Genomic DNA, 23,290 nt, shown 5'->3' with positions numbered 1-23,290 from the left:
GTTTATTCAATAATCTTTTTTACTCTACCCACTAAACCTGATTTCAGTTGAACTTTTATTCCATAAGGATGTCTCACAGAATTGGTTAATATTTTAGAAACTATTCCTTGAGTAACTTCACCTGTTCTTTGGTGTGGTTTCTGAATAATTTCTACAAACATTCCTATTTTTATATTTTCTCTTTTCCTAGCATCAATCATAATATTCAAATTTTAGTAAAAATAAAAAAGCCTATCAAATTTTGATAGGCTTTTCAGATAAAAATTTAACTAGTAATAAAATATATATTATAATACTCTTACGTTTACTGCGTTTAATCCTTTTCTACCTTCTTTCAAGTCAAACTCAACTTCATCGTTTTCACGAATTTCGTCAACTAAACCTGAGACGTGTACAAAATGTTCTTTGTTTGTTCCTTCTTCAGTGATAAATCCAAATCCTTTAGACTCATTGAAAAATTTTACGGTACCTTTATTCATTATAAAAAATTATTGTGTTGTTAAATTCATTCCTAACAACGTTTATTAAGTTGCAAAGATAATGCCAATAAATTAATAAAACCATAAATTGTTGATTTTCTTTCAATCAACCTCTTAAAGCCTATGAATAAAGGATTTAGCAGTATTAAAATCATCAATTATTTCGTTAAAAACAGTTTTTACTGGTTTTATTTGATGAATTAAACCTGCAATTTGCCCTATTTCAAGTTCTCCATTGTCTAAATCGCCTTCAAACATTCCTTTTTTGGCTCTTGCTCTACCCAGTAATTCTTTTAAGTCTTCTTTTGTGGGGTTTTTTTGATACAACTCCTGAACTTCGTTATAAAATTTATTCTTTATCAAACGTACTGGGGCTAATTCCTTTAGAGTTAAATGTGTATCACCATCTTTTACATCAACTATGGTATTTTTAAAATTAGTATGAGCAGAAGATTCTTCAGTTGCTGCAAATCTACTTCCTATTTGTACACCATCTGCTCCTAAAACCATGGCAGCTAACATTCCTCTACCAGAACCTATTCCTCCTGCTCCTATTACAGGAACTTTAACAACTTCTTTAACCATAGGAATTAATGTAAATGTAGTTGTTTCTTCACGTCCATTATGTCCACCAGCTTCAAAACCTTCACAAACAACAGCATCAACACCTGCAGCTTCTGCCTTTAAAGCAAATTTTACAGAACTCACTACATGTACCACCGTAATTCCTTTTTCTTTCAAAAATGATGTCCAAGTTTTTGGGTTACCTGCAGATGTAAACACAATTTTTACACCTTCTTCAATAATAATATTTATAATTTCCTCAATTTGAGGATATAACATTGGTACATTAACTCCAAAAGGTTTGTCTGTTGCTTTTTTACATTTCTGAATATGTTCTCGTAAAACTTCTGGATACATAGATCCTGAACCAATTAAACCTAAACCACCTGCGTTAGAAACTGCAGAAGCTAATTTCCAACCAGAAACCCAAATCATTCCTCCTTGAATTATTGGGTATTTTATATTGAAAAGGTTTGTAATCTTATTTGTCATTATTGTTTTATCAACTTTAATATTTTTTGTTGCTCTTTTTTCTTAATTTTTAAAAGATAGATTCCTTTATCTAAAGTAGAAATATCGATATTTTTTGATGTTAATTTTGATATCTCTAAAACTTTTTTTCCGAGAATATTAAATATTTGGAGTGATAAATCTTCAGAAGAACCCTCATAAACAATAGTAAAAATATTTTTTGTAGGATTTGGAAATACTTTCAAGCTCGATAGATAATTGTCATTGATAGAAGCTGTACTTCCTACATATATATTAAAGGCTTCTTCAAAATTAGGAATTCCATATCCATGTTGTGCAGTTGGGTTATTAAATCTATCTGCAGATTCATAAACAGAACTTTTTAAAAATTCATTAAAATTAGTAGATTTTGATTTTAATGAAAAAGTTTGATTTTGATTTAGACAAGCAATTAAACCCGCTAATATTGGTCCTGAAAAAGAAGTCCCATTTGAGGATGATATTTGACCAGAAGTATAATTTATGATAGCTGCACTTGCTCCTTGTCCTAAAATTTCAGGTTTTATTCTTAAATCTGCAGTTGGTCCAAAAGAACTAAAAGAGGCTATATCTCCTGATGCATTTACAGCACCAACAGAAATAACAGAAGTGGCATCAGCAGGAGCTCCCATATATTTCCATGAAGAATTTCCACTATTACCAACAGAGTTTACCAATAACATTCCTCTAGAAGCAGCTATTTCTGCTCCTCTAGAAATAAATATGGTTTTTCCATCCATATCTGCGTAAGAATGACTGTGATTGGGATTATCATATGTAGTATATCCCAAAGATGTGTTAATAACATCAACACCTAAACTATCAGCTCTTTCAGCCGCTTCTACCCACAATGTTTCTTCTAAAACAGTTTCAGTTTCTGCAATTTCTGAAATAAATAAATAAAATTTTGCATCGGGAGCTGTACCCACAAATTGATTTTCTAAATACCCAGCAATTGTTGATAATACGTGCGTTCCATGATTATTTCTGGTATAAAAATTAGTATTTCTATCCGCAAAATTATAACCTCCTAAAATCTGATTATTATCTCTTATCCTTTTAAAGGCATCTAAATTATCAACATTAGGAAAACCTGCGTCAATAACAGCGATTACTTGTCCTTCTCCTGTTAAACCTTGTTTGTGGAGAAAATCTCCTTTTAACATTTTTATTTGATTATCTGCACTTCCATAATTAAAATTAGTAGTGGCAACCGCAAATTTATTTTTATGATTAGAAACTAATCTCTTTTCTCTTTTTTTACCACTTTTGTTCAAAGATTTATTCGCAAATTCAATAGATTCTATAAAAGTGAAGTTTGGTAATAAACCATTTATTTGAGAAACGGTTCCTTGAATATGAATTGCATTTAACCATTTAGATTTTCCTAAAACAGTAATATTTCCCTCATTTTTAAGTTGATTATAGTAATCAGAATGAATAGGTACATCTTTTTCATCAACAACAATTCCTAGTTTATTTCTTCTATCAATAGCCCTTTGAGAAATCATTGTTAATGGATTTTCTATAAAAGTTGATGCGTTTGGCTTATCTTTTAAAAAAAGCCAGGCATCTTCTGTTTGAGAAAAACAAGAGATAGAAATTAATATGAATCCTAAAAACAGTAATTTTTTCATTTGTCTAAATTACTAATTTTTTAATGATATAAATGTTAAGAAATAACGCCAGAACCTAATAATTCTTCATTTTGATACCAAGCCACAAACTGCCCTTCTTGAATAGCAGATTGCTTATTTTTAAATGCAACATATAAACCAGAGTCTACTTTGTACAATGTTGCTTTTTCTAATTTTTGGCGATAACGTATTCTAGCTTCTACCTCTAGAGTATAACCCATAAATAATTCTAAATCTTCACGAATCCAATGGATTTCTTCATTAGAAACAAACAACACATTTCTGTATAATCCTTGGTGCTTTTTACCTTCTCCTGTGTAAATGATATTTTCTTTAACATCAGTTTCTATAACATAAAGAGCCTCTTTTGTTCCACCCACATTTAAACCTTTTCGCTGTCCTTTTGTAAAATAATGTGCTCCTTGATGTTTCCCTACAACTTTTCCATCTTCCTTTTGATAAGAAAATTTTGTAGAGAAATAATTCAATTCAGCTTCTTTAGTTGTAAATTTAGGGATAGACGTTGTATATTGTTTAAAATCACTTGGAATTTGAACAATTTCACCAACTATTGGTTGTAATTTTTGTTGTAAAAATTCTGGTAAACGAACTTTACCAATAAAACATAATCCTTGACTATCTTTTTTCTCTGCTGTAATTAAATCTGCTTTTTTAGCAATTTCTCGTACTTCTGGTTTTGTTAATTCGCCAATTGGAAATAGTGCTTTTGCCAATTGTTCTTGAGATAATTGACATAAAAAGTAAGATTGGTCTTTATTATTGTCTTTACCTGCCAATAATTTATAAATCATTTTACCATTAATTTTCTCTTCTGCTTTTCTGCAATAGTGCCCAGTAGCAACATAATCTACTCCTAATTTTAAGGCAATGTCCATAAAGACATCAAACTTAATTTCTCGGTTACATAATATATCTGGATTTGGTGTTCTTCCTTTTTCATATTCATTGAACATATAATCTACAATACGCTCTTTATATTGTTCGCTTAAATCTACAACTTGAAAAGGAATTCCTAATTTTTCTGCGACTATCATAGCATCATTACTATCTTCTAGCCAAGGACATTCGTTAGAAATAGTTACAGAATCATCGTGCCAGTTCTTCATAAAAAGCCCTATAACTTCGTAACCTTGTTCTTTTAATAAATAAGCTGTAACACTAGAATCTACTCCACCAGAAAGACCAACAACTACTCTTTTCATTTTTTTGATTTTGAGGGTGCAAAGTTACGATTTTGTTGTTTATTTATACATCATAAGAATTGATGTTACTATTCCAAAAATTTATGAATTCTTGTTAATGTTATTTCTCTGCTGCTGTTAGTGGACTTTAGTGTTAGTTTTTTATTTTCTAAATTAAACTGATAATATTGATTTTTTTTCTTTTTAGTATAACTTAACATATCGATTTGTAATCTATGACCATGTGTTTTATAGACACCATATTGTTCTCCTTCTGGGTAGTTATAAAGCACGTAGGTATTGTCCCATCTTAAAAAAAGCATTGCTTTATTTTTTGGATTTAATGAGTCTGAAACTTCTTTTTTATTTTCAATAATTGAGTCAAATTTCCATAACCCAAAAAGTTTATTAGCTTCAGAAGTAGGTATTTTATTTGCTCTTTCTAAAAATACTTTTACCTTATTTCCATCTTCGAGTCTAGTCCAAGTCATTTTATTATTTAGTAATTCGATAGAAAAAGGTTCTGCTGTATCAACTATTCCATTTGTATTAGTTACAGACAATTTATTTTGAGCATTCAAACTCCAAGTACCAACAGAATGTTGCAACCAGCCATTCCCAGAAGTTTGTGTAGAGTCTGCATTAAATTTCATCCATCTTGCAATTGGAGTCATTTCATTCTTACCAACTTTTACTTTTTTTACTAACCATAGACCATTAATACTATTGTTTTCTTTTTTTGATTTACAAGTAGCTAAAAAAACAATTAAAGAACAATAAAGTATACTTTTCCAAATTTTCATTTTTCCAAATTTATTATATTAAACAAAAAAATCAATGATTAATTTCTTTTAAGAATTGGCTCTTAAATTTTTTACCAATTGCAATTGGTTCTTTATCGATATAAACTAAATTACCATAAACTTTAGAAATTTTACTAATATTAACAATATAAGACCTGTGCACTTGTATAAACCTAAAATCTAATAATTTTTCTTTCCAATTTTTAAGACTGTCTAAAATTAATATTTTTTTTGCTGTTGTTACAATTTTCACGTAGTCTATTTCTGCTTTTACATAAAGAATTTCATCAATATCTATTTTATAAATTGTTTTATCAGCATATAAAAAAAGCTCTTTTGGTTGTACTTTTTTATATGCTAATTGTTGATTTCTTATTCTTGTAATGGCTTTAAAAAAACGTTCATAAGAAAAGGGTTTTAAAAGGTAATCTGTAACTGCTTCTTCAAAAGCCTCAATAGCATAATTTTTATAAGCAGTAGTAACAATTACTTTTTGCGGAATTGGAATTGTTTTTAAAAAAGATAAGCCTGTTAACTCTGGAAGTTGAATATCTAAAAATAATACATCTGCTTTCTGTAATAGTTTTAACGGAATATCTAATCCACTTTCAAACACTCCTAAACATTCTATAAAAGGTGTTTTATCTACATAACTTTGTAGCACTTCTTGTGCAGACTCTTCATCTTCTAATATTATACAAGAAATCATAACTGAATTTTTAAAACTACTTTAAAATTATTATTTTTTTTATCTAAAACGAGTTGATGCGTTTTAGGAAATAAAAGTTGCAAACGTTTACTTGTATTTGTTATTCCTACTCCACTTTCCTTCCAATAAGGATCTATATCTTGTGTTATATTTTTATCAAATGGATTTTTACACTCAAAGTAAAATTGCTTATTAATCAATTTTATTTTAATATCTATGTGGTGTTTATTTCCCTTAAGAATACTTGTATATTTAAAGGCATTTTCTACAAAAGCAATACATAATAATGGAGGAATTGATTGGTAATCGTCATCAATATCAACAGAGAAATTAAGCACAACTTTTTTAGATAAACGTTCTTGTTGTAAATTGATATAATCTTTTAGATGTTGTACTTCTTGTTTAATTGAAACATATTCTTGTTGACCTTCGTGCAAAATATATCGAAACCCATCTGATAATTTCAAAATCAAGTCTGGAGTTTTATCATCTTTCTTTAAAGCGTTCGCATAAATAGTATTTAAAGTATTGAAAAGAAAGTGTGGATTTACCTGCGATTTTAAAAACTTAATTTCTGCTTGCTTTTTTTCTATAGATAATGCGTCTATTTTTATTTGTTTTTTATATAGATTTTTTACTGAAAAAATAGCAAAAAATAAAATTCCAAAACTAGAATACGTTACAATATTTGAAATAAAATGTTTCCAAAAATGACCATGACTGTTTTCATGAAAAAAACTATCTGCAAACTCATACAGAATAGCATTAAGCATTAAAACTATAATAACTATTGTTACATATTTCTTTTTATTTTTTTTTGGAAAAAACCAGTAATATAAAAAATAACAAAAACCTATTTTAAACGCTAATGCGTTTAATTCGTGAAAAAATGAAACTTGATAAGTACTTTCTACTAATTCATATTTTAAATAAGGATAAAATAAAACCATGCTCCACAGAAAAATATGTAGAAGAGGTTCTTTTTTTTCATATTTGTCTAGCAAGTTTACTTTGGTATTCATTTACGATAAATTTACTATTATTCTATCTAATAGAGAGTGATTTACAACTATCAATTTAAGATTTTTTTTTCTCGAAAAGTTGATAGTTTAAACTTAACAACCACCCAAAAGTTTGAGATTGAAATCTGTAAACCTCATTTTGTGTTACATCTTGCAATACAGTTTTAGATTTTCTTAAATTTTTATCAAGTAAATCTACAATTCTTAAATTTGCTATCAATTTATTGCTTAAAAACTTTGCTCTTACAGCAAAATCTATACGATTTCTAGGTTCAGTAATTGTAAATTCAGTTTGTTCTTTAGCCAAATATCTATAGCTAATATCACTGCTTATGTATTTACTAATCTTAAACGTATTTTTAAAAATATATGTTGATGAAAACTGCGTGTCCCAAGTAAGAGTTATATTTTGATTGATATTAGAGTAATAATAATTCCCAGATAATTGAGAGGTCCAAAAATTGGTTAGTTTATAAATAATATCTGTTTCTATTCCAGAAGAATATTTCTTACCAAAATTTGCATAACTATAAGTTCTAACTCCATTAATATCAATATCTTGTAAGCTTAAAATAATATCTTTTCGATCTCTATAAAATGTAGCTAAAGACCAAGTGATATTATTTTTCTTGTATTGATAGTTGATTTCAAAATTATCGCTAAACTCTGGCTTTAAATTAGGATTTGCTTTCCAAACTGTAAATTGATTTCCAAGTCGAAAAGGGTTTACTTGTCTAGAACTTGGTCTTGAAACACGTCTGCTATATCCGACATTAAAAGTATTTGCATCATTTATTTTGTATGATAAATGTACTGAAGGGAATAAATCTGAAAACTCTAAATCTGTATTTAATTGATTTGCTGTGTTGTTAGATTTGGATGTAAAATATTCGTAACGTAAACCCGTTTGCCAGTTTAGATTGCCTAGTTTAAATTTAACAAGTCCATAAAATCCATATAAGTTTTCTAAATAACTGAAATTTGCAATACTTAATATTCCTGCATTAGGTTTAATTTCATATTTACTATTCAAATCTTTATTATTCCAAGATAAACCTGTTTCCAATAATAAATTTTGTTTGATAGGTAAAGCATAGTCCAACATAAATGATTGCTGAATAACTTTATTGTTTTCTTCTTCTTCAAATAGAAAAATACCATCTTCAAAATCTTTGGCTGGGTAATCATTTGTATTATCATTAAGGTTATAGTCTATTTCTAAAATATGCCCTTCTTTAGTAAAATCTTTTTTATAATTTGCATTATAAACAGTTGTTTTATGAGTATGAGAAGAGTTTCTTGAATAGATAAAATCATTACGCCCAGTTAAGTTTGTATTAAAAGTGTTATTAAAAAAACTATGAAAACTATAGTTATAAGTTATATCGAAAGAAAGCCTATTTTTATCATCAATTGTAAAATCTGATCCAAAATTAATGTTGCTTGTTTTACCATTAAAATCTCGAGGTGTAAAAAAATCTCTTGTATTTCCGTTAGTAAATAATTGACTAACATTTTGTGGGCTATCCATATTTCTTATACCATTTGAAGCATTTAATCTTAAATTTACAAAAGCAAAATTGTAATTTGTATTTAAACCATAATTATATCTTTTAGTACCCACAGAAGAATTTAACATTAGGTTTAATCCAAGATTTTTATCTTTTTTTAGAATGATATTTATAATTCCAGATAAACCATTTGCCTGGTTTTTTGCTGATGGAGAAGTAATAATTTCAACTTTTTCTATAACAGATGCTGGCATTTGATCTAGTAATTCTGTAACACTTAAAGCAGTTGGTTTTCCATCAATTAATAACCTTACATTTCCACTTCCTCTTAAAGAAATTGCTCCTGTACTTAAATCTGTTTGTATTTCTGAAATCTGGTCAAAAGCCTCTAAAGCTGTTGTACCAGATTGTTGTAAATCTGCACCTAGATTTACTACTTTTCTATCAATTTTTAACTGTGTAGTAGTTAGTTCTGAATTAATAACTATTTCTTCTAGTTGATTTTTTTCTGGGGTAAGATAAATTGCTATTTTATCTTGATTTTTAATTTCAGAAATTAGGAGTTTTTGTTTTTTGTAGCCTATAAAACTGATTTCAAAATGGGTGAAGTTTGCATCTATTTTTATTCGAAAATTCCCTTTATCATCAGAAGAAACACCATCTATAAGTGTAGCATTATTATAAACTGCTATTGTAGTAAAAGGAATGCTCTCAAAAGTAATTGTATCTTTTACTGTGCCTTTAAAAATACTTTTTTTTTGTGATAAGGTTTGGTTTATAATTCCTAAAAGAAAAAAATAACAAAGAAATAGTCGCATTTAGATTGATTTTATATCTTCAAAAATGCTCTAATCATTAAGAATTGTAAAATTTAATCTGTAAACAACTGATTTTTATCTGTAAAAAAGCCTATGATTAACCTCCTTTTTTCTTGGTAAACTTTTTTTTCTTTTTTAATTCTTCATCATCTGCAACTTCTCCATCCATAAAATATTCCCACTTTCCTATTCTTTTTCCGTTTTTATAAACACCTTTTTCTTTTAAATTTCCATTAAGTTCATAATATTTTGCTAATCCATTAAGTTTATCTTTTTCATAATTAAGTTCTTCAATCAATATTCCATCACTTGAATATTTTTTAGACAAACCATCTTTTAACCCATTTTTATAAAATACAATTTCTGTTGGCTTTCCATTAGGATAATAATTTACAATTTTACCGTGTAATTTTCCTTGATGATAAAACTCTTTAGACATTAATTTATTATTCTTAAAATAATATTGCCATTCACCTACTCTAGTTTTGTTTATAAAAAAACCTTTGCTCTGCAACCTGCCTTTTATGGTATAGAATTCAACTGCTATTGTATCTTTATAGTCTGAATATCTTTTGATTATAATTGGAAATTGAGAATTTGATTTTTCATAAAACTTAAAAACACCAATTTCTTTTCCATTTTTAAATTGACCTTCATAGCGAATGGTTTTATTTGGATAATATTTTCGCCAAACTCCTGTTCTTTTTTTATTAGCATCAAACTGATTTATTTTTTGAGCAAGAATTGAATCACTCAAAAAAAAGATTACTAAAACTAGAAAAACATTAACAAGTCTTTTTATATTTATCATAACAATAAATTTAAGGTAAATATATGATTTCTTAAAAAATGAGCATTAATTTTTTAACCAATGAATTAAATAATTTAGGCACTGCTAAAAGAGAAAACAGACAAAGAGTTGCAAATATTGTACTAGAAAACAAAGATTTAGTAAAAGATTTGATAGCGATTACTTTTGATGTTAACAACAAAACATCTATAAAAGCTTCTTGGGTTTTAGAATGGATTTGCACTCATCATCAAATCAATTGGATTTTACCCTATTTAGATGAGTTTACAAAAGGAATACCACTCTTAAAATTTGATAGTGCTATAAGGCCTTGTGCAAAAATTTGTGAACATTTGGCAAATGCCTATTATCATAAAGAGCTTAATAAAACAAAACGAAAACTGCAATCTACTCATATTGATGCTATTATAGAAACAGGTTTTGATTGGTTATTAACACCACAAAAAATAGCAGTAAGAGCTTATACTATGAACACTCTATTTCTTTTTGGACTAGAAAAAGATTGGGTTCATTCAGAATTAAAATATTTAATTGAAACTAAAATTATTCATGAAAGTAAAGGCACAAAAGCTAGAGGAAAATATATTTTAGCATTGATAGAAAAACATAAAAAATCTGGTTTATAAATCTCATTAAATCCCTATTTTTGCATTTTAGAATCTATAAAGATGAATTTAACACAATTAAACGCCATTTCTCCTATTGATGGTCGTTACAGAAATAAAATATCTAAATTAGCAAACTACTTTTCTGAAGAAGCTCTAATAAAATACAGAGTTCTTGTAGAAATCGAATATTTTATTGCACTTTGTGAAATTCCTTTGCCACAATTAGCAGATTTTAACACTAACTTATTTGACGATTTACGTAAAATTTATAAAGACTTTACTGCTTCTGATGCTCAAAAAATAAAAGATATTGAAAAGGTAACCAACCACGATGTAAAAGCAGTTGAGTATTTTATAAAAGAAAAATTTGACAACTTAAATCTTCGAGAATATAAAGAGTTTATCCATTTTGGATTAACTTCTCAAGACATTAACAATACTGCAATTCCTTTATCTATTAAGGAAGCTATGAATGCTATTTTTGTACCTCATTATTTAGACGTTTTACAAAAACTACAAGAATTAGTTGTTGAATGGCAAGATATTTCTATGTTAGCTAGAACTCATGGTCAGCCAGCATCACCAACAAGATTAGGTAAAGAAATAGATGTTTTTGTAATACGTTTAAAAGAACAGTTTAACTTGTTGAATGACATACCAAGTGCTGCAAAATTTGGAGGAGCAACAGGAAATTTTAATGCACATAAAGTAGCATACCCAAAAATAGACTGGAAAGCGTTTGGCTCTGAATTTGTGCAAGAAAAATTAGGATTACAACATTCATTCCCAACCACACAAATAGAGCATTATGATCACATGGCTGCTTTGTTTGATACTTTAAAACGCATCAATACAATCATAATAGATTTAGACAGAGATTTCTGGACTTATGTATCTATGGATTATTTTAAGCAAAAAATTAAAAAAGGTGAAGTTGGTTCATCAGCAATGCCACACAAAGTAAATCCTATTGATTTTGAAAATTCTGAAGGAAATTTAGGAATTGCCAATGCTATTTTTGAACATCTTTCAGCTAAATTACCAATTTCTCGTTTACAACGCGATTTGACTGATAGTACAGTTTTACGTAATGTTGGTGTTCCTTTTGGGCATACCATTATTGGTTTTACATCAACCTTAAAAGGATTAAATAAATTATTGTTGAACAAAGAGAAGTTTGAACAAGATTTAGAAAATAATTGGGCTGTTGTTGCAGAGGCAATTCAAACTATTTTAAGGCGTGAAGCATACCCAAACCCTTACGAAGCTTTAAAAGGGTTGACAAGGACGAATGAAAAAATTAACCAAAATTCAATTGCTAATTTTATAGATACTCTAGAGGTTTCTGATGAAATTAAAACTGAATTAAAGGCAATAACTCCTACAAATTATACTGGCATTTAGATCTTATCAAGATGAATTTTAAATCTATTTTATACAAGGTGACTAAACAAATTTTATTGTGTCTTACAATTGTAATTTTACTTAATTCTTGTAAACAAGAATTTAAAGACAATTCAGGTAGATTTAAAGAAGGCGTTTTTGAAATTCCTGCTGGAGATAATTTTGTAAAAGAAACAATTATTAGAAAAGACAGTATTCAAATTAGCAAATACGGAAATAATATTGATACACTTTCTATAAAATGGAAAAATAATTTCTTTTACACGCTAAAATACATTAACCCAAAAAATGCTTTACAAAAAGATCCAATGTATATTCAAATTAATGAAATAAAAGAAGATTCTTATGATTTTACTGTAAAAATTGGGTTTTCTAAATTCACTAAAAAAGGCACTATTTATAAAATAAAATAAATGGAGATTTTTTTACATGCAGAAACTTGGGTATCCTTATTAACACTAACTTTTTTAGAAATTATTTTAGGAATAGATAATGTTATTTTCATATCAATTTCTGCAAATAAATTACCAAAAAATCAGGTAAAAAAAGCAACCCTAGTTGGATTAGCGTTAGCTATGATTACTAGAATCTTACTTTTGTTCAGTGTATCTCATTTAATAGCATTAAAAAATCCTTTTTACAGTATAGATTTAGGCTGGTTTAAAACAGGTTTAACTGGGCAAAGTATTATTTTATTTCTTGGAGGATTATTCTTACTCTATAAAAGCACTAAAGAAATAAGGCAAAAAGTAGAAAAAACTAGTGAGGAAAAAGTTGTAAAATCACCAAAAATAATTTCGTTTAAAAGTGTTATCATACAAATTATTTTAATTGATATTGTTTTTTCTTTTGATAGTATTTTAACAGCTGTTGGTATGACAAATGGAATTGATGGTGCCTTAACAATAATGATAATTGCTGTCATTGTTTCCATCTTAATTATGATGATTTTCTCACAACCCATCAATAAATTTGTTAATAAGAACCCAACCATACAAATGCTTGCTTTATCATTTTTGATTTTGATAGGGTTTATGCTAATAACTGAAGGTGCTCACTTATCAAATAGTGAATTTTTTAACAAAAAAATAGGGATTATCCCAAAAGGATATTTATATTTTGCAATAGCTTTCTCATTAGGAGTAGAATTACTAAATTTACAGATTAATAAAAAGTCTTAAAGTATTTACAATTTTATGAAGCTTAAAAAAATAGCTTTTTCTTTATTTTTACTAACATGCCTTTTTGTTCAGTTGTGTTTATCTCTATATCATTCTCTTGGAGAAAATCATATTGAAGAACTTTGCACTTATAACGATATAGAACATTTTTGTAATCATGATTTAGAAAAGCATGAACATTATTTTGAGCTTACTTTAAATTATGATATATCTTTTAATTATAAATTTGTTAAGAAACAACAAATTAATTCAGTTGATATTCTTAAAAATGACTTTTTAGCAAATCATAATCAACTCCCATTTTCCTTACGAGGTCCACCTCATTTTAATTTTATTTAAGAAAGTAGATTTTTTAAAATCTAAAAATAGTAAATAAAATTATTTAAAAATATGCACAAGCTGTTTATTTTTTGTGCTCTTTTGATGTGTTCTTATACTTCAAATGCACAAAATTGCAAATTAACTTTTAAAGGCAAAATTATCGATTTTCATGACAAGAAACCTCTAGTTGGTGCATCTATTCATATTTTAAATTCAAATACATACTCAACATCAAATTTACAAGGACTATTTGAATTTAAAAATTTATGTAAAGGTAGTTATGAGCTAGAATTTAAGCATATATCATGTAAAACAAAAAGAGTAGTTATAAATGTAAACAAAAACAATTTTAAAGAATTTTATTTAGAACATCATCTAGAAGAATTAAGCGAAGTTGTTGTGAAAGCAAATACCAAAACAGAAAATACAAGTATAGAAAAAACACTAAAACAAAAAGTGATAGATAATTTTTCAGATAAATCTTTAGGAGACGCTTTAAACACAATAAGCGGAGTTTCATCTCTAAATACTGGTAATAGTATTGTAAAACCTATGATTCATGGTTTGCATAGCAGTAGGTTACTAATCATTAATAATAATGTTCGTCAGTTTGATCAAGAGTGGGGTGCAGAACATGCTCCAACTATTGATATTAATGCTTTCAGCAGAATTGATATCGTAAAAGGTGCAAATACATTAATATATGGTAGTGACGCAATTGGTGGTCTAATTTTGGTTCGTCCTGAAAATTATGCCATAAAAGATAGTTTATTTGGAAGCACTTCAACATCATTGAACACAAATGGTCTAGGAGGAAATATCAATACTCAATTAATAAAAACTTACAAATCTGGATATTACACAAAATTTCAAGCAAATTATAAAATGTTTGGAGATTTTGAAGCTGCTGATTATAATTTGTCTAACTCTGGCATAAAAAGTATAAATGCTTCTGCAAGATTTGGCTTCAAATCATTTGAAAAAGGTTTTGATGCTTATTATAGTTATGTAAACAATACGATTGGAATCATCAGAGCTGCACATGTTGGTAATGTAAACGATTTATTAAGAGCTATTAATAGTGGAGAGCCTTCTTTTATAGATGACTTTTCTTACACTATTGATAACCCTAGACAGACTATATCTCATCATTTAGGAAAAATTGAAGCTTACAAACGGTTTAAAGGTTTAGGAAAAATAACTTTACAGTATGATTTTCAACTAAATAGAAGAAAAGAATTTGATAGAAGAAGAGCTGCATTTGAAAATACTCCAGCTGCAGATTTTAGATTATTTACAACATCCTTACAGCCAAATCTTAAAATTGATGCATTTGAAAATTTGGTCATTAATTCAGGGGTTTTAATACGTTATCAACAAAATGATTCTGCAGACGAATCTATAACAAGAATAAGTATTCCTTTAATACCAGATTATGATAAATATGATACTGGTATTTATACTACTGTAGATTATAAAGTAAATTCGAGTACTGAATTAAGTGCTGGTTTTAGATATGATTTTTCACGGATTGAAGCCACAAAAAAATATAAAGTTTTTGACTGGGAAGAAGAAAATTATGATACTTTATTTCCTGAATTTAGTACAGGTGTTATCGATAATTTTGAAATATTTACAACACCTAATTTTAATTTTCATAATTTTTCTGGAAGCCTTGGATATAAAAAAGATTTCAAAAAGAACTATGCGTTTTTATTTAACTATGGTTTAGCATCTAGAATGCCAAATGTATCTGAATTGTTTAGTAATGGTTTGCATCATAGTGCAGCAAGATTTGAGACAGGAAGCCTAACTTTAAATAAAGAAGTTGCTAATAATTTTATCGTTTCTTTTGAACGAAATTCAGAAAATTTTGGATTTAGTATTAGTCCTTATTATAAATATATTAATGATTTTATTCAGCTAATCCCAAATGGAGCCGCTCAAACTACAATTAGAGGAGCTTTTATAGAATGGAAATATTTTCAAGTAAATGCAGAAATATTTGGTGTAGATATAGATGCAAATAAAAAATTATCAAATAGATTTTCTTACAGGGGAAATATAAGTTTATTACAAGGAGATAATCTAACTGATGACATTCCTTTAATTCATATGCCATCAACAACTTTTTCGAATACTATTGCTTACAAGAATAAGAGTTTGAACAACCTTACAATAAGTTTAACTCAATATTCACAATTAAGACAAAACAGATTTCCAGATTATAACTTTTTTACATTTAACCCAATACTTCAACAAGATGTTTTTGTTGATATAAGTTCGCCAACTGATGCATTTACACTTTTTCACTTTAACAGTTCAGCCGATTTTAAAATATCTAAAAACAGTAACTTAAATATAGCTTTTGCTATAGAAAACATGTTTAATGTAGCATACAGAAATTACTTAAACAGACTACGCTACTTTGCAGACGATGTAGGTAGAAATTTTACGATTAAACTTAAATTCAATTATTAAATAAATCAAAATTATGTTAAACTTTAAATTAAATACCATGAAAACAACTAAATTATTAGCCATATTATTTATATCGGCTTTAACCTTCACAGCATGTTCAGATGATCACGATCATGATGACCATGACCATGACCATGACCATGAAGAACCTATTACAAAATTAGAATATGTACTTACTAATAGTAGTAATGCAAATGATGTAGTAACATTTACTTTTGAAGATCCTGATGGTGAAGGAGGAGCGCCTGGAACAACGATGACATCTGGTCCACTAACTGCAGGAGCTTCCTACACTGGTGAGGTAAAATTAATTAACCTTGAGGAAAATGAGGATGTTGGTGCAGAAATTGCAGAAAATGATGCAGAAACTCATGAAATAATTTATATTACTAACATTGCTGGTTTAACTTTTACAACTACAGATGTAGATGCAAACTCTAATCCTCTAGGCTTTAATACAAATGTGGTAGCTAGTTCTGCTGGTGGTCCTGGTACTTTAACTATTTCTGTAATTCACGAAGGTAAAAAACCTAATGATGGTACAGTTGCTGATGCTTTATCAGGAGGTGGTACATCTGATCTCGAAGTTTCTTTTACTATAACTGTTCAATAATAGAATTAATTATTTTTTAATCCAAAAGCAGCTATTTTTAGCTGCTTTTTTATTTTAAAAATAAAAAATTATGATGAATAGTTTATATTAGTATTCATTTTCTTATTAAAATTATATGTCTAAAAAAGTCATTTTAAATGAAATCATCATTGGTTACAGAAATGTAATTGAGGAAAGATATCAATACAATACTTTAAAGGAAAAATATGATTTACCTAAAACAATAAATAAAGATATTGTTAATAATATTAAAACCTATTTCTTAACCTATGTTTATCCAGATGTAGCACAAAGAAATGAGCTTAATGAGGCATTTAAAACTTTAGATGATTTTATAAAACATCCAGAAAAATTATTAAATTTAGTTTTACCATCCTTAAAATTAATTTTTACACACGGAAAACATCTCCCAAAAATATTTAATGCAGGTTTAAAAGCGATGAAATCTTTTAGAGGTGCAACAAAGTTTGAAAATGCTTTAGTAAAAAAAGCTGAAAAGCAGAATATAAATCCACCTTACACAATTGAGAAAATAAATACTTTTATACAGCTACTTCCCTATCAAGAAATTGAAGAGTTCATGAAAAATACAGAAACATTCTTCAATATTATTCATGATAAAGAATTGGTGGAAAAGATTAAAGAAATTATTATTTTTTTGATTTCTAAAATGAAAAATAAACCTAAAGTATTTTCTAAAAAAGAAATAAAAGGTTTAGCATTAGCTTTAGAAACCATTTCTAAAGGGGAAGAAATGCTTAATAAACTGACCATAAAAGATCAAGAAATATTAATTGACTTTATATTACAAATTGAAAAAGATAATCTTGATGAAATTTTTTCAAAATAATTTATTGTACGTATTTGGTTCTTTTCAATGTACTTAAAATGATAAAGGAAGCCAAGAAAAATAATGCTAAACATAATACACTCCACTGCATAGAATCTGTAATTGCATACAAGAATCCATACACAAAAGTTCCTAAAACAATAGCTATTTTTTCAGTAACATCATAAAAACTAAAATAAGTTGCGTGATCTTCTGTTTCTGGCAATAATTTAGAATATGTAGAACGTGTTAAAGACTGAATTGCACCAAGAACCAAGCCTAAAACTGCTCCTAAAGAATAAAAATAAATAGATACATTTGGGAGTTCTTTATGCAACATAAATGCTCCAAAACAAACCAACATCCATATTACAATAGTTACTTTTAATGCAAAGAAGTTTCCTTTCTTTTCAGATAATCTAGAAAACAAAAATGCTCCCAAAATTGCTACTATTTGAATTAATAAAACAGTAATAATTAAATCTATCGTTTCTAGCCCCAATTCACTTGAACCAAAAATAGTTGCCAGTAAAATTATCGTTTGTACACCTACACTCAACAAAAAAAATGCAATTAAAAATTTTTTTAATGTTGGATAATTCACAACTTCTTTAGCAACCTTTTTTAATTCTCTAAAACCTTTCCAAATATAATCTTCATCAGGTTTTTTATTATATAAATCATTGGGTAATCTTTTAAAAGTGATTTGTGCAAAACCCAACCACCATAAACCAACCATTACAAATGAAATTCGTGAAGCTGATGAGGCAGAAATTCCAAATAAATCAGGTTTTTGAATCATAACAAGATTTATTACTAACAAAATAATTGAACCTATATAACCAAATATAAAACCTTTAGCACTTGCTCTATCTTGCTGTTCTGGATGAGCCACTTCTGGTAAGTATGCATTATAAAAAACCAAACTTGCCCAAAAACCTATACTTGCCAAAATGGTGAATACTATTCCTATCCAAACTGTATCAATTCCTTCAAAAAAATAGAGACTCATTACAGAGAAACTTCCTAAAAAACAGAAGAACTTCATAAATTTTTTCTTACTTCCTGTATAATCTGCAATACCTGATAGAATTGGAGAAATAAAAGCAACAACCAAAAATGAAAAAGACAAAGCATAACTATACAAACTATCTGGATGATCCCATTTTGTTCCCAAGAAAGTAACCACTTTACCATCTGTAACAGCACTATAATACAAAGGAAATACAGCTGTACTTATTACTAGAGAATACACAGAGTTTGCCCAATCATAAAAAGCCCAAGCATTTATTAATTTTTTATCTCCAATTTTTAACATAAAATAATATTTAAAAAAAAGCCATTCATAAATATGAATGGCTTACAATATAGTAAAAACTATTTGTTATTTTATTCTGAAATAGGTTGTGCATTAAATTTTGCTGCTAGTTTTCTTGCTTCAGGTAAATATGATTTTAGCGTTTGTATTCTACTATCATTAGAAGGGTGAGTGCTCAAAAATTCTGGCCCTTGCTTACCACTGGCTCTTTCGCTCATTCTTACCCAAACTTCGGCTGCTTCAGTACCATCATAACCAGCCATAATCATAAAAACCAATCCAAGTTTATCTGCTTCAGTTTCGTGGGTTCTACTAAATGCTAACATCCCTACAGAAGACCCAACACCATAAGCCATGTTCCATATTTGTGCAGTTCTTGGATTTTTATTTGATGTACCTAATGCAACTGCCAAACCTCCAATCTGTTGTAATTGACCAGAAGACATTCTTTCTTGACCATGTTTTGCAAATGCATGAGCAACTTCATGTCCCATAACAGCAGCAACTCCATCATCATTTGCACAAATTGGCATTATACCTGTGTAAAATACAACTTTACCCCCAGGTAAACACCAAGCATTTACAGTTTTATCTTCTACTAAATTAAACTCCCACTTATAAGAATCAGCTTCGTCTTGCATTCCATTTGCTCTCATAAAACGATCTACAGCAGCAGAAACATTTTTGCCAATTGTTTTTATTTGGTTGGTCATTTTTCTATTAGAAGATAATTTATTCTCTTTTAAAAAAGAATTGTATTGTGCAAAACTGGCAGGCAATACTTGAGCATCACTAACAAAGTTTACTCTTTTTCTACCTGTAATAGGTACAGTACTACAATCAGAAAATAAGAATATTGCAGTTACTAAAATTATTATTTTTTTCATTTTTTTACTTTTTGGTTTCTTCAATAAGACACTTAATGTGTAATTTAGTCACTTCCTAAAATAGAAATATCAATAAAATTACGCATTCTATTGCTATTTAAAAAATATATTTTTGATGCATTTTTTTAATAATTTAAAATCTCTACCTACAAGCTTAAGTATTCCTAGCACTTTAAAAATAGCTATTAAAATACTTTATTTTTTTTCAACAAAATTAACTTTAATTTTAGCTTCTAAACTATTTACCACTCCTATTTCTTTTAAAACTCCCAAAAGAGAAAAAGGAATGGAAGAAACTTCACAGAAAAAAGAATTGTTTATTCCATCAATTTATAGAAACATTCATATTTTATCTTATGGTTTTTCAGATAAAAAAGTCTTATTGGCTCATGGTTGGTCAGGTAGAAGAACACAACTCTTTATGATTGCTAATAAGTTGTTAGAAAATGGATATATGACCATTTCTTTTGATGCTCCTGCACATGGAAAATCCACAGGAAAAACCACAAACCTTTTAGAATATATTGAAGCCATAAAAGCTATACAAAAAGAGTATGGTCCTTTTGAGGCTGCTGTTGGGCATTCTTTTGGCTCTATGGCTATAATGAATACACAATCAGAAACTCAATGTTTTAATAAAATTGTTACTATTGGTTCTGGTGATACAACTTCTCAAATTTTGCGTAATTTCTCAATAAATTTAGGGCTTAATGAATCTTTTGGAAATAAATTAATTATTTATTTTGAAAAAAAATGGCATTTAAAAGTTGATGATTATGCAACAAGTAAGGTTGCTAAAAATATAAAAATTCCTGCTTTGATTGTTCATGATACAATTGATGGTGATGTACATGTAAGTTGTGCCATAAATATTCGTCAAAATTTAGAGAAAGGAACACTTTTTGTTACAAATGGATTAGGACACATTAAAATCCTTCGTAATAAAATAGTAACAAATAAAATAGTCGATTTTATAAAACAAGATATATGAGAAAAATAGCAAGTATTTTTATTTTAGCATTCATAATGAGTTGTACTGGCAATGCTCAAGAAAAATCCAAAGAGAAAAAGAAAAATTATAAAGTTGTAAAAACTGATGCTGAATGGAAAAAATTATTGTCACCAACAGCATATTATGTTTTACGTGAAGCTGGTACAGAAAGACCTTTTACAAGCCCATTAAATAACGAAAAAAAAGCTGGAACTTTTGTTTGTGCTGGTTGTAAAACCCCTCTATACAAATCTAAACATAAGTTTGATTCTGGAACTGGCTGGCCTTCTTTTGACAGAGCTGTAAAAGGAAATGTAGAAAAAGATGTAGACTACAAAATTGGTTATGCAAGAACAGAATTAAAATGTAATACTTGTGGTGGTCATTTAGGACATTCTTTTGATGATGGGCCAAGAGAAACTACTGGAAAACGCCATTGTATTAATGGAGCTGCTTTAGAGTTTGTTCCAAAGAAATAGTTCAATAAATAATTTGTAAATTAAAAGCTGATTCTAATCAGCTTTTTTATGCAAAACAGTTACTTAAATAGTGTTACCAAACAATTTGAGTATTATAAATCTTTAGGAGATAAAACTTTTGCGCAACTCTCTGAAGTAGAACTATTTTTAATTCAAAATGATGAAAGCAATTCTGTTGCAATAATTGTAAAGCATATTGTAGGTAATATGCTTTCTAGATGGACAAATTTCTTGACTGAAGATGGAGAGAAATCTTGGAGAAATAGAGATGAAGAATTCATTAATAATTACAAAACTAAAGATGATATTTTAGTTTCTTGGGAAAAAGGTTGGCAATGTTTATTTGACGTTATTAATTCTTTTGAAGAAAAGGATTTAGAAAAAATTATTTATATCAGAAATCAAGGACATACTGTTGTTGAAGCTATTAACAGGCAATTGTGTCATTATTCTTATCATATTGGCCAAATTGTATTTTTAGGCAAATTGATAAAAAATAACGAATGGAAATCACTTTCTATTCCAAAAAATACATCAAAAAACTACAATAAAGAAAAGTTTAATAAACAGAAAACTAAAAAGCATTTTACTGATGATTTATAACTTTAAGTAACAAATAGAGGTTTGTTTCGTCTTCAAGACAAGTAATCAAATTAAAAAAACAACCTAAATGAAACAAAAAACCTTACCACAATTATTTGTTATTTATTTGCGTTATTTAATAGGTTTTGCCTTCATTTTTGCAAGTTTGGTAAAAATTCAAGGTTTACGATTTACAGCAGAAAGTGGTGCTGCAAACCCAATAAATTCTTCTTGGCATTTTTTTGAAACACTTTATGAATCAGGGATTTATTGGCGATTTTTAGGAATTGCTCAATTTATAACAGGTTCTTTATTAGTAACCCAAAAATATGCTAAACTTGGTGCTACTCTATTTTTACCAATTATTGTAAATGTATTTGTAATTACAATTTCTTACGATTTTAGAGGAACTCCGATCATTACTGGTTTAATGTTGTTATCTACCTTATTTTTAATCTTTTGGGATTGGGATGCATTAAAAGTTCTTATCAACAAAACACCAACAAACTCAAACAGAAAGCGTTTAGAAAATGATTCTATTTGGATTTATACAGGTATTTTATTAATTCTTCTTACTGTTATTACAAAGCTATTTATCTTTAATAAATACATTGTTTTTGCATTTTTATTAATGGCAATTATTGGTTTAATAAGTTTAATAATTGGTTATAGAAAGAGGAAACTTTACTAAATGAAAAAATTACTTAAAGGAGAATATTTTGGAAATCACTACAACAAAAATCAGTTTAACGATTTATTGATCACTGATACAGAATATACTCACAAAAAAGTAGATTGGCATTATCATCAAAATCCTTATTTCACCTATTTATTACAAGGAAAATTATTTGAAGAAAACAAAAAAGAAAATTATTATTTAAACAGTGGAAGTTTGTTGTTTCATAATTGGCAAGATGTGCATCATAACATAAAACCTCCAGAATTTGCAAGAGGATTTCATATTGAAATGACTTCTGATTGGTTTGATTTATATGACATTAAATCTTTTGATTTTGAAGGAAGTATACATTTAGAAAACCCTTTGATTAAACAGAAAATGAATGCTATTTTTCTAGAAAGTAAAGTTATAGATGTTAATAGTCAAATAAGTATAGATATGTTGTTGGTTGATGTTTTTAACGCTATAAAATCAAATGAAAATTCAATTGAAAATCAAACTCCAATTTGGGTAGAACAACTAAAAGAAATATTGCACCATTCTCCTAAAACTTGTACTTCTTTGGGTAATTTAAGTACTCTTTTAAACATTCATCCTGTACATTTATCAAGAGAATTCCCTAAATATTTTAAGACTACAATCGGTAATTACATAAGAACTCAAAAATTGAATAAAGCCTTATTATTAGTTGCTAAAAACCAACTTTCTATGACAGAAATTTGCTATGAATGCGAATTTTACGATCAGAGTCATTTTATAAATTCTTTTAAAAAAATGTATCAGCAAACTCCGTTAAAAGTATCAAAAATAATTGCTAATGTTAATTTATTACAATTTTAAGAAAAGTAATC

At 27.9% G+C, this 23,290-nt stretch carries 25 protein-coding genes; 13 read left to right on the top strand and 12 right to left on the bottom strand.

All coding sequences use genetic code 11. The features are described 5' to 3' along the window. Nucleotides 1-2: 2 nt before the first annotated feature. The 10 genes from BTO18_RS02800 to BTO18_RS02755 all read right to left on the bottom strand — a co-directional run bounded on the left by BTO18_RS02800 (nucleotide 3) and on the right by BTO18_RS02755 (nucleotide 10,066). The gene (locus tag BTO18_RS02800; RefSeq protein WP_105014765.1) at nucleotides 3-200 is read right to left on the bottom strand and encodes a YwbE family protein; all 198 of its coding nucleotides are present in this window, start codon (nucleotides 198-200) and stop codon (nucleotides 3-5) included. Nucleotides 201-287: 87 nt separating this feature from the next. Further along, on the bottom strand, nucleotides 288-479 hold the full coding sequence (locus tag BTO18_RS02795; protein ID WP_105014764.1) for a cold-shock protein: 192 nt from the start codon (nucleotides 477-479) through the stop codon (nucleotides 288-290). A 114-nt stretch (nucleotides 480-593) separates the two neighbouring features. After that, the gene (locus BTO18_RS02790) at nucleotides 594-1,535 is read right to left on the bottom strand and encodes an NAD(P)H-dependent flavin oxidoreductase (protein ID WP_105014763.1); all 942 of its coding nucleotides are present in this window, start codon (nucleotides 1,533-1,535) and stop codon (nucleotides 594-596) included. Next, the gene (locus tag BTO18_RS02785; protein ID WP_105014762.1) at nucleotides 1,535-3,190 is read right to left on the bottom strand and encodes a S8 family serine peptidase; all 1,656 of its coding nucleotides are present in this window, start codon (nucleotides 3,188-3,190) and stop codon (nucleotides 1,535-1,537) included. Before BTO18_RS02785 ends, BTO18_RS02790 begins: the two co-directional genes overlap by 1 nt. 35 nt (nucleotides 3,191-3,225) lie before the next feature. Then, complete coding sequence (gene mnmA / locus BTO18_RS02780) at nucleotides 3,226-4,413, bottom strand: tRNA 2-thiouridine(34) synthase MnmA (RefSeq protein ID WP_105014761.1); 1,188 nt, start codon at nucleotides 4,411-4,413, stop codon at nucleotides 3,226-3,228. A gap of 68 nt (nucleotides 4,414-4,481) precedes the next feature. Further along, complete coding sequence (locus tag BTO18_RS02775; protein ID WP_105014760.1) at nucleotides 4,482-5,195, bottom strand: hypothetical protein; 714 nt, start codon at nucleotides 5,193-5,195, stop codon at nucleotides 4,482-4,484. A gap of 31 nt (nucleotides 5,196-5,226) precedes the next feature. Continuing rightward, the gene (locus tag BTO18_RS02770) at nucleotides 5,227-5,904 is read right to left on the bottom strand and encodes a LytR/AlgR family response regulator transcription factor (protein WP_105014759.1); all 678 of its coding nucleotides are present in this window, start codon (nucleotides 5,902-5,904) and stop codon (nucleotides 5,227-5,229) included. Then, nucleotides 5,901-6,926, bottom strand: coding sequence for a sensor histidine kinase (locus BTO18_RS02765; protein ID WP_105014758.1), 1,026 nt, complete (start codon nucleotides 6,924-6,926; stop codon nucleotides 5,901-5,903). Before BTO18_RS02765 ends, BTO18_RS02770 begins: the two co-directional genes overlap by 4 nt. A gap of 55 nt (nucleotides 6,927-6,981) precedes the next feature. Continuing rightward, nucleotides 6,982-9,255, bottom strand: coding sequence for a TonB-dependent receptor (locus BTO18_RS02760; RefSeq protein WP_105014757.1), 2,274 nt, complete (start codon nucleotides 9,253-9,255; stop codon nucleotides 6,982-6,984). A gap of 97 nt (nucleotides 9,256-9,352) precedes the next feature. Next, entirely contained in the window at nucleotides 9,353-10,066 is a 714-nt protein-coding gene (locus BTO18_RS02755; RefSeq protein ID WP_105014756.1) for a toxin-antitoxin system YwqK family antitoxin, read from the bottom strand. A gap of 38 nt (nucleotides 10,067-10,104) precedes the next feature. On the opposite strand from BTO18_RS02755, the gene BTO18_RS02750 reads away from it, so the two are divergent. From BTO18_RS02750 to BTO18_RS02715, 8 genes are all read left to right on the top strand, one after another. Further along, entirely contained in the window at nucleotides 10,105-10,692 is a 588-nt protein-coding gene (locus BTO18_RS02750; protein WP_105014755.1) for an adenylosuccinate lyase, read from the top strand. 42 nt (nucleotides 10,693-10,734) lie between these two features. After that, entirely contained in the window at nucleotides 10,735-12,078 is a 1,344-nt protein-coding gene (gene purB, locus BTO18_RS02745) for an adenylosuccinate lyase (RefSeq protein ID WP_105014754.1), read from the top strand. An 11-nt stretch (nucleotides 12,079-12,089) separates the two neighbouring features. Then, nucleotides 12,090-12,491: a hypothetical protein gene (locus tag BTO18_RS02740; protein WP_105014753.1), complete on the top strand. Its 402-nt coding sequence runs from the start codon at nucleotides 12,090-12,092 to the stop codon at nucleotides 12,489-12,491. Continuing rightward, a complete protein-coding gene (locus BTO18_RS02735) occupies nucleotides 12,492-13,259 on the top strand; it encodes a TerC family protein (protein WP_105014752.1) in 768 nt (255 codons plus the stop codon). 15 nt (nucleotides 13,260-13,274) lie between these two features. After that, entirely contained in the window at nucleotides 13,275-13,598 is a 324-nt protein-coding gene (locus BTO18_RS02730) for a hypothetical protein (protein ID WP_105014751.1), read from the top strand. A 51-nt stretch (nucleotides 13,599-13,649) separates the two neighbouring features. After that, nucleotides 13,650-16,061: a TonB-dependent receptor gene (locus BTO18_RS02725; protein ID WP_105014750.1), complete on the top strand. Its 2,412-nt coding sequence runs from the start codon at nucleotides 13,650-13,652 to the stop codon at nucleotides 16,059-16,061. 37 nt (nucleotides 16,062-16,098) lie between these two features. Next, nucleotides 16,099-16,674: a type 1 periplasmic binding fold superfamily protein gene (locus tag BTO18_RS02720; RefSeq protein ID WP_105017479.1), complete on the top strand. Its 576-nt coding sequence runs from the start codon at nucleotides 16,099-16,101 to the stop codon at nucleotides 16,672-16,674. Between the two features lie 115 nt (nucleotides 16,675-16,789). Further along, nucleotides 16,790-17,524: a hypothetical protein gene (locus BTO18_RS02715; RefSeq protein ID WP_105014749.1), complete on the top strand. Its 735-nt coding sequence runs from the start codon at nucleotides 16,790-16,792 to the stop codon at nucleotides 17,522-17,524. Nucleotide 17,525: 1 nt separating this feature from the next. Here BTO18_RS02715 and BTO18_RS02710 read toward each other — a convergent pair whose 3' ends face one another. Together BTO18_RS02710 and BTO18_RS02705 are read right to left on the bottom strand one after the other, a co-directional pair. Then, on the bottom strand, nucleotides 17,526-18,821 hold the full coding sequence (locus BTO18_RS02710; protein ID WP_105014748.1) for an MFS transporter: 1,296 nt from the start codon (nucleotides 18,819-18,821) through the stop codon (nucleotides 17,526-17,528). Nucleotides 18,822-18,892: 71 nt separating this feature from the next. Beyond that, on the bottom strand, nucleotides 18,893-19,708 hold the full coding sequence (locus BTO18_RS02705; protein WP_105017478.1) for a M48 family metallopeptidase: 816 nt from the start codon (nucleotides 19,706-19,708) through the stop codon (nucleotides 18,893-18,895). A 115-nt stretch (nucleotides 19,709-19,823) separates the two neighbouring features. Here BTO18_RS02705 and BTO18_RS02700 point away from each other — a divergent pair, with 115 nt between their 5' ends. From BTO18_RS02700 to BTO18_RS02680, 5 genes are all read left to right on the top strand, one after another. Next, nucleotides 19,824-20,699 carry an alpha/beta hydrolase gene (locus BTO18_RS02700; protein WP_105014747.1) on the top strand — a complete coding sequence of 292 codons (876 nt, stop codon included), beginning with the start codon at nucleotides 19,824-19,826 and terminating at the stop codon, nucleotides 20,697-20,699. After that, entirely contained in the window at nucleotides 20,696-21,178 is a 483-nt protein-coding gene (gene msrB / locus BTO18_RS02695; RefSeq protein ID WP_105014746.1) for a peptide-methionine (R)-S-oxide reductase MsrB, read from the top strand. The genes BTO18_RS02700 and msrB overlap by 4 nt, the downstream gene beginning before the upstream one ends. Nucleotides 21,179-21,226: 48 nt before the next feature. After that, nucleotides 21,227-21,781, top strand: coding sequence for a DUF1572 family protein (locus tag BTO18_RS02690; protein ID WP_105014745.1), 555 nt, complete (start codon nucleotides 21,227-21,229; stop codon nucleotides 21,779-21,781). A gap of 67 nt (nucleotides 21,782-21,848) precedes the next feature. Then, nucleotides 21,849-22,451, top strand: coding sequence for a hypothetical protein (locus BTO18_RS02685; protein WP_105014744.1), 603 nt, complete (start codon nucleotides 21,849-21,851; stop codon nucleotides 22,449-22,451). After that, nucleotides 22,452-23,279, top strand: a complete 828-nt coding sequence (locus BTO18_RS02680; protein ID WP_105014743.1) for a helix-turn-helix domain-containing protein — start codon at nucleotides 22,452-22,454, stop codon at nucleotides 23,277-23,279. Nucleotides 23,280-23,290 lie beyond the last annotated feature (11 nt).

The sequence above is a fragment of the Polaribacter porphyrae genome, from assembly GCF_002954685.1.
GTDB lineage: Bacteria > Bacteroidota > Bacteroidia > Flavobacteriales > Flavobacteriaceae > Polaribacter > Polaribacter porphyrae.
Note: the sequence above shows the minus strand (reverse complement) of the source record. Positions and strands in the feature narration are given on the sequence as shown.

Excerpts from the sequence above, each read along its gene's own strand:
- BTO18_RS02790 (WP_105014763.1), bottom strand. The coding sequence starts at position 1,535 with ATGACAAATAAGATTACAAACCTTTTCAATATAAAATACCCAATAATT.
- BTO18_RS02755 (WP_105014756.1), bottom strand. The coding sequence starts at position 10,066 with ATGATAAATATAAAAAGACTTGTTAATGTTTTTCTAGTTTTAGTAATC.
- BTO18_RS02785 (WP_105014762.1), bottom strand. The coding sequence starts at position 3,190 with ATGAAAAAATTACTGTTTTTAGGATTCATATTAATTTCTATCTCTTGT.
- purB (WP_105014754.1), top strand. The coding sequence starts at position 10,735 with ATGAATTTAACACAATTAAACGCCATTTCTCCTATTGATGGTCGTTAC.
- msrB (WP_105014746.1), top strand. The coding sequence starts at position 20,696 with ATGAGAAAAATAGCAAGTATTTTTATTTTAGCATTCATAATGAGTTGT.
- BTO18_RS02705 (WP_105017478.1), bottom strand. The coding sequence starts at position 19,708 with ATGAAAAAAATAATAATTTTAGTAACTGCAATATTCTTATTTTCTGAT.
- BTO18_RS02685 (WP_105014744.1), top strand. The coding sequence starts at position 21,849 with ATGAAACAAAAAACCTTACCACAATTATTTGTTATTTATTTGCGTTAT.
- BTO18_RS02735 (WP_105014752.1), top strand. The coding sequence starts at position 12,492 with ATGGAGATTTTTTTACATGCAGAAACTTGGGTATCCTTATTAACACTA.
- BTO18_RS02765 (WP_105014758.1), bottom strand. The coding sequence starts at position 6,926 with ATGAATACCAAAGTAAACTTGCTAGACAAATATGAAAAAAAAGAACCT.
- BTO18_RS02690 (WP_105014745.1), top strand. The coding sequence starts at position 21,227 with ATGCAAAACAGTTACTTAAATAGTGTTACCAAACAATTTGAGTATTAT.
- BTO18_RS02730 (WP_105014751.1), top strand. The coding sequence starts at position 13,275 with ATGAAGCTTAAAAAAATAGCTTTTTCTTTATTTTTACTAACATGCCTT.
- BTO18_RS02680 (WP_105014743.1), top strand. The coding sequence starts at position 22,452 with ATGAAAAAATTACTTAAAGGAGAATATTTTGGAAATCACTACAACAAA.
- BTO18_RS02770 (WP_105014759.1), bottom strand. The coding sequence starts at position 5,904 with ATGATTTCTTGTATAATATTAGAAGATGAAGAGTCTGCACAAGAAGTG.
- BTO18_RS02760 (WP_105014757.1), bottom strand. The coding sequence starts at position 9,255 with ATGCGACTATTTCTTTGTTATTTTTTTCTTTTAGGAATTATAAACCAA.
- BTO18_RS02720 (WP_105017479.1), top strand. The coding sequence starts at position 16,099 with ATGAAAACAACTAAATTATTAGCCATATTATTTATATCGGCTTTAACC.
- BTO18_RS02750 (WP_105014755.1), top strand. The coding sequence starts at position 10,105 with ATGAGCATTAATTTTTTAACCAATGAATTAAATAATTTAGGCACTGCT.
- mnmA (WP_105014761.1), bottom strand. The coding sequence starts at position 4,413 with ATGAAAAGAGTAGTTGTTGGTCTTTCTGGTGGAGTAGATTCTAGTGTT.
- BTO18_RS02795 (WP_105014764.1), bottom strand. The coding sequence starts at position 479 with ATGAATAAAGGTACCGTAAAATTTTTCAATGAGTCTAAAGGATTTGGA.
- BTO18_RS02775 (WP_105014760.1), bottom strand. The coding sequence starts at position 5,195 with ATGAAAATTTGGAAAAGTATACTTTATTGTTCTTTAATTGTTTTTTTA.
- BTO18_RS02740 (WP_105014753.1), top strand. The coding sequence starts at position 12,090 with ATGAATTTTAAATCTATTTTATACAAGGTGACTAAACAAATTTTATTG.
- BTO18_RS02700 (WP_105014747.1), top strand. The coding sequence starts at position 19,824 with ATGCATTTTTTTAATAATTTAAAATCTCTACCTACAAGCTTAAGTATT.
- BTO18_RS02710 (WP_105014748.1), bottom strand. The coding sequence starts at position 18,821 with ATGTTAAAAATTGGAGATAAAAAATTAATAAATGCTTGGGCTTTTTAT.
- BTO18_RS02800 (WP_105014765.1), bottom strand. The coding sequence starts at position 200 with ATGATTGATGCTAGGAAAAGAGAAAATATAAAAATAGGAATGTTTGTA.
- BTO18_RS02715 (WP_105014749.1), top strand. The coding sequence starts at position 16,790 with ATGTCTAAAAAAGTCATTTTAAATGAAATCATCATTGGTTACAGAAAT.
- BTO18_RS02725 (WP_105014750.1), top strand. The coding sequence starts at position 13,650 with ATGCACAAGCTGTTTATTTTTTGTGCTCTTTTGATGTGTTCTTATACT.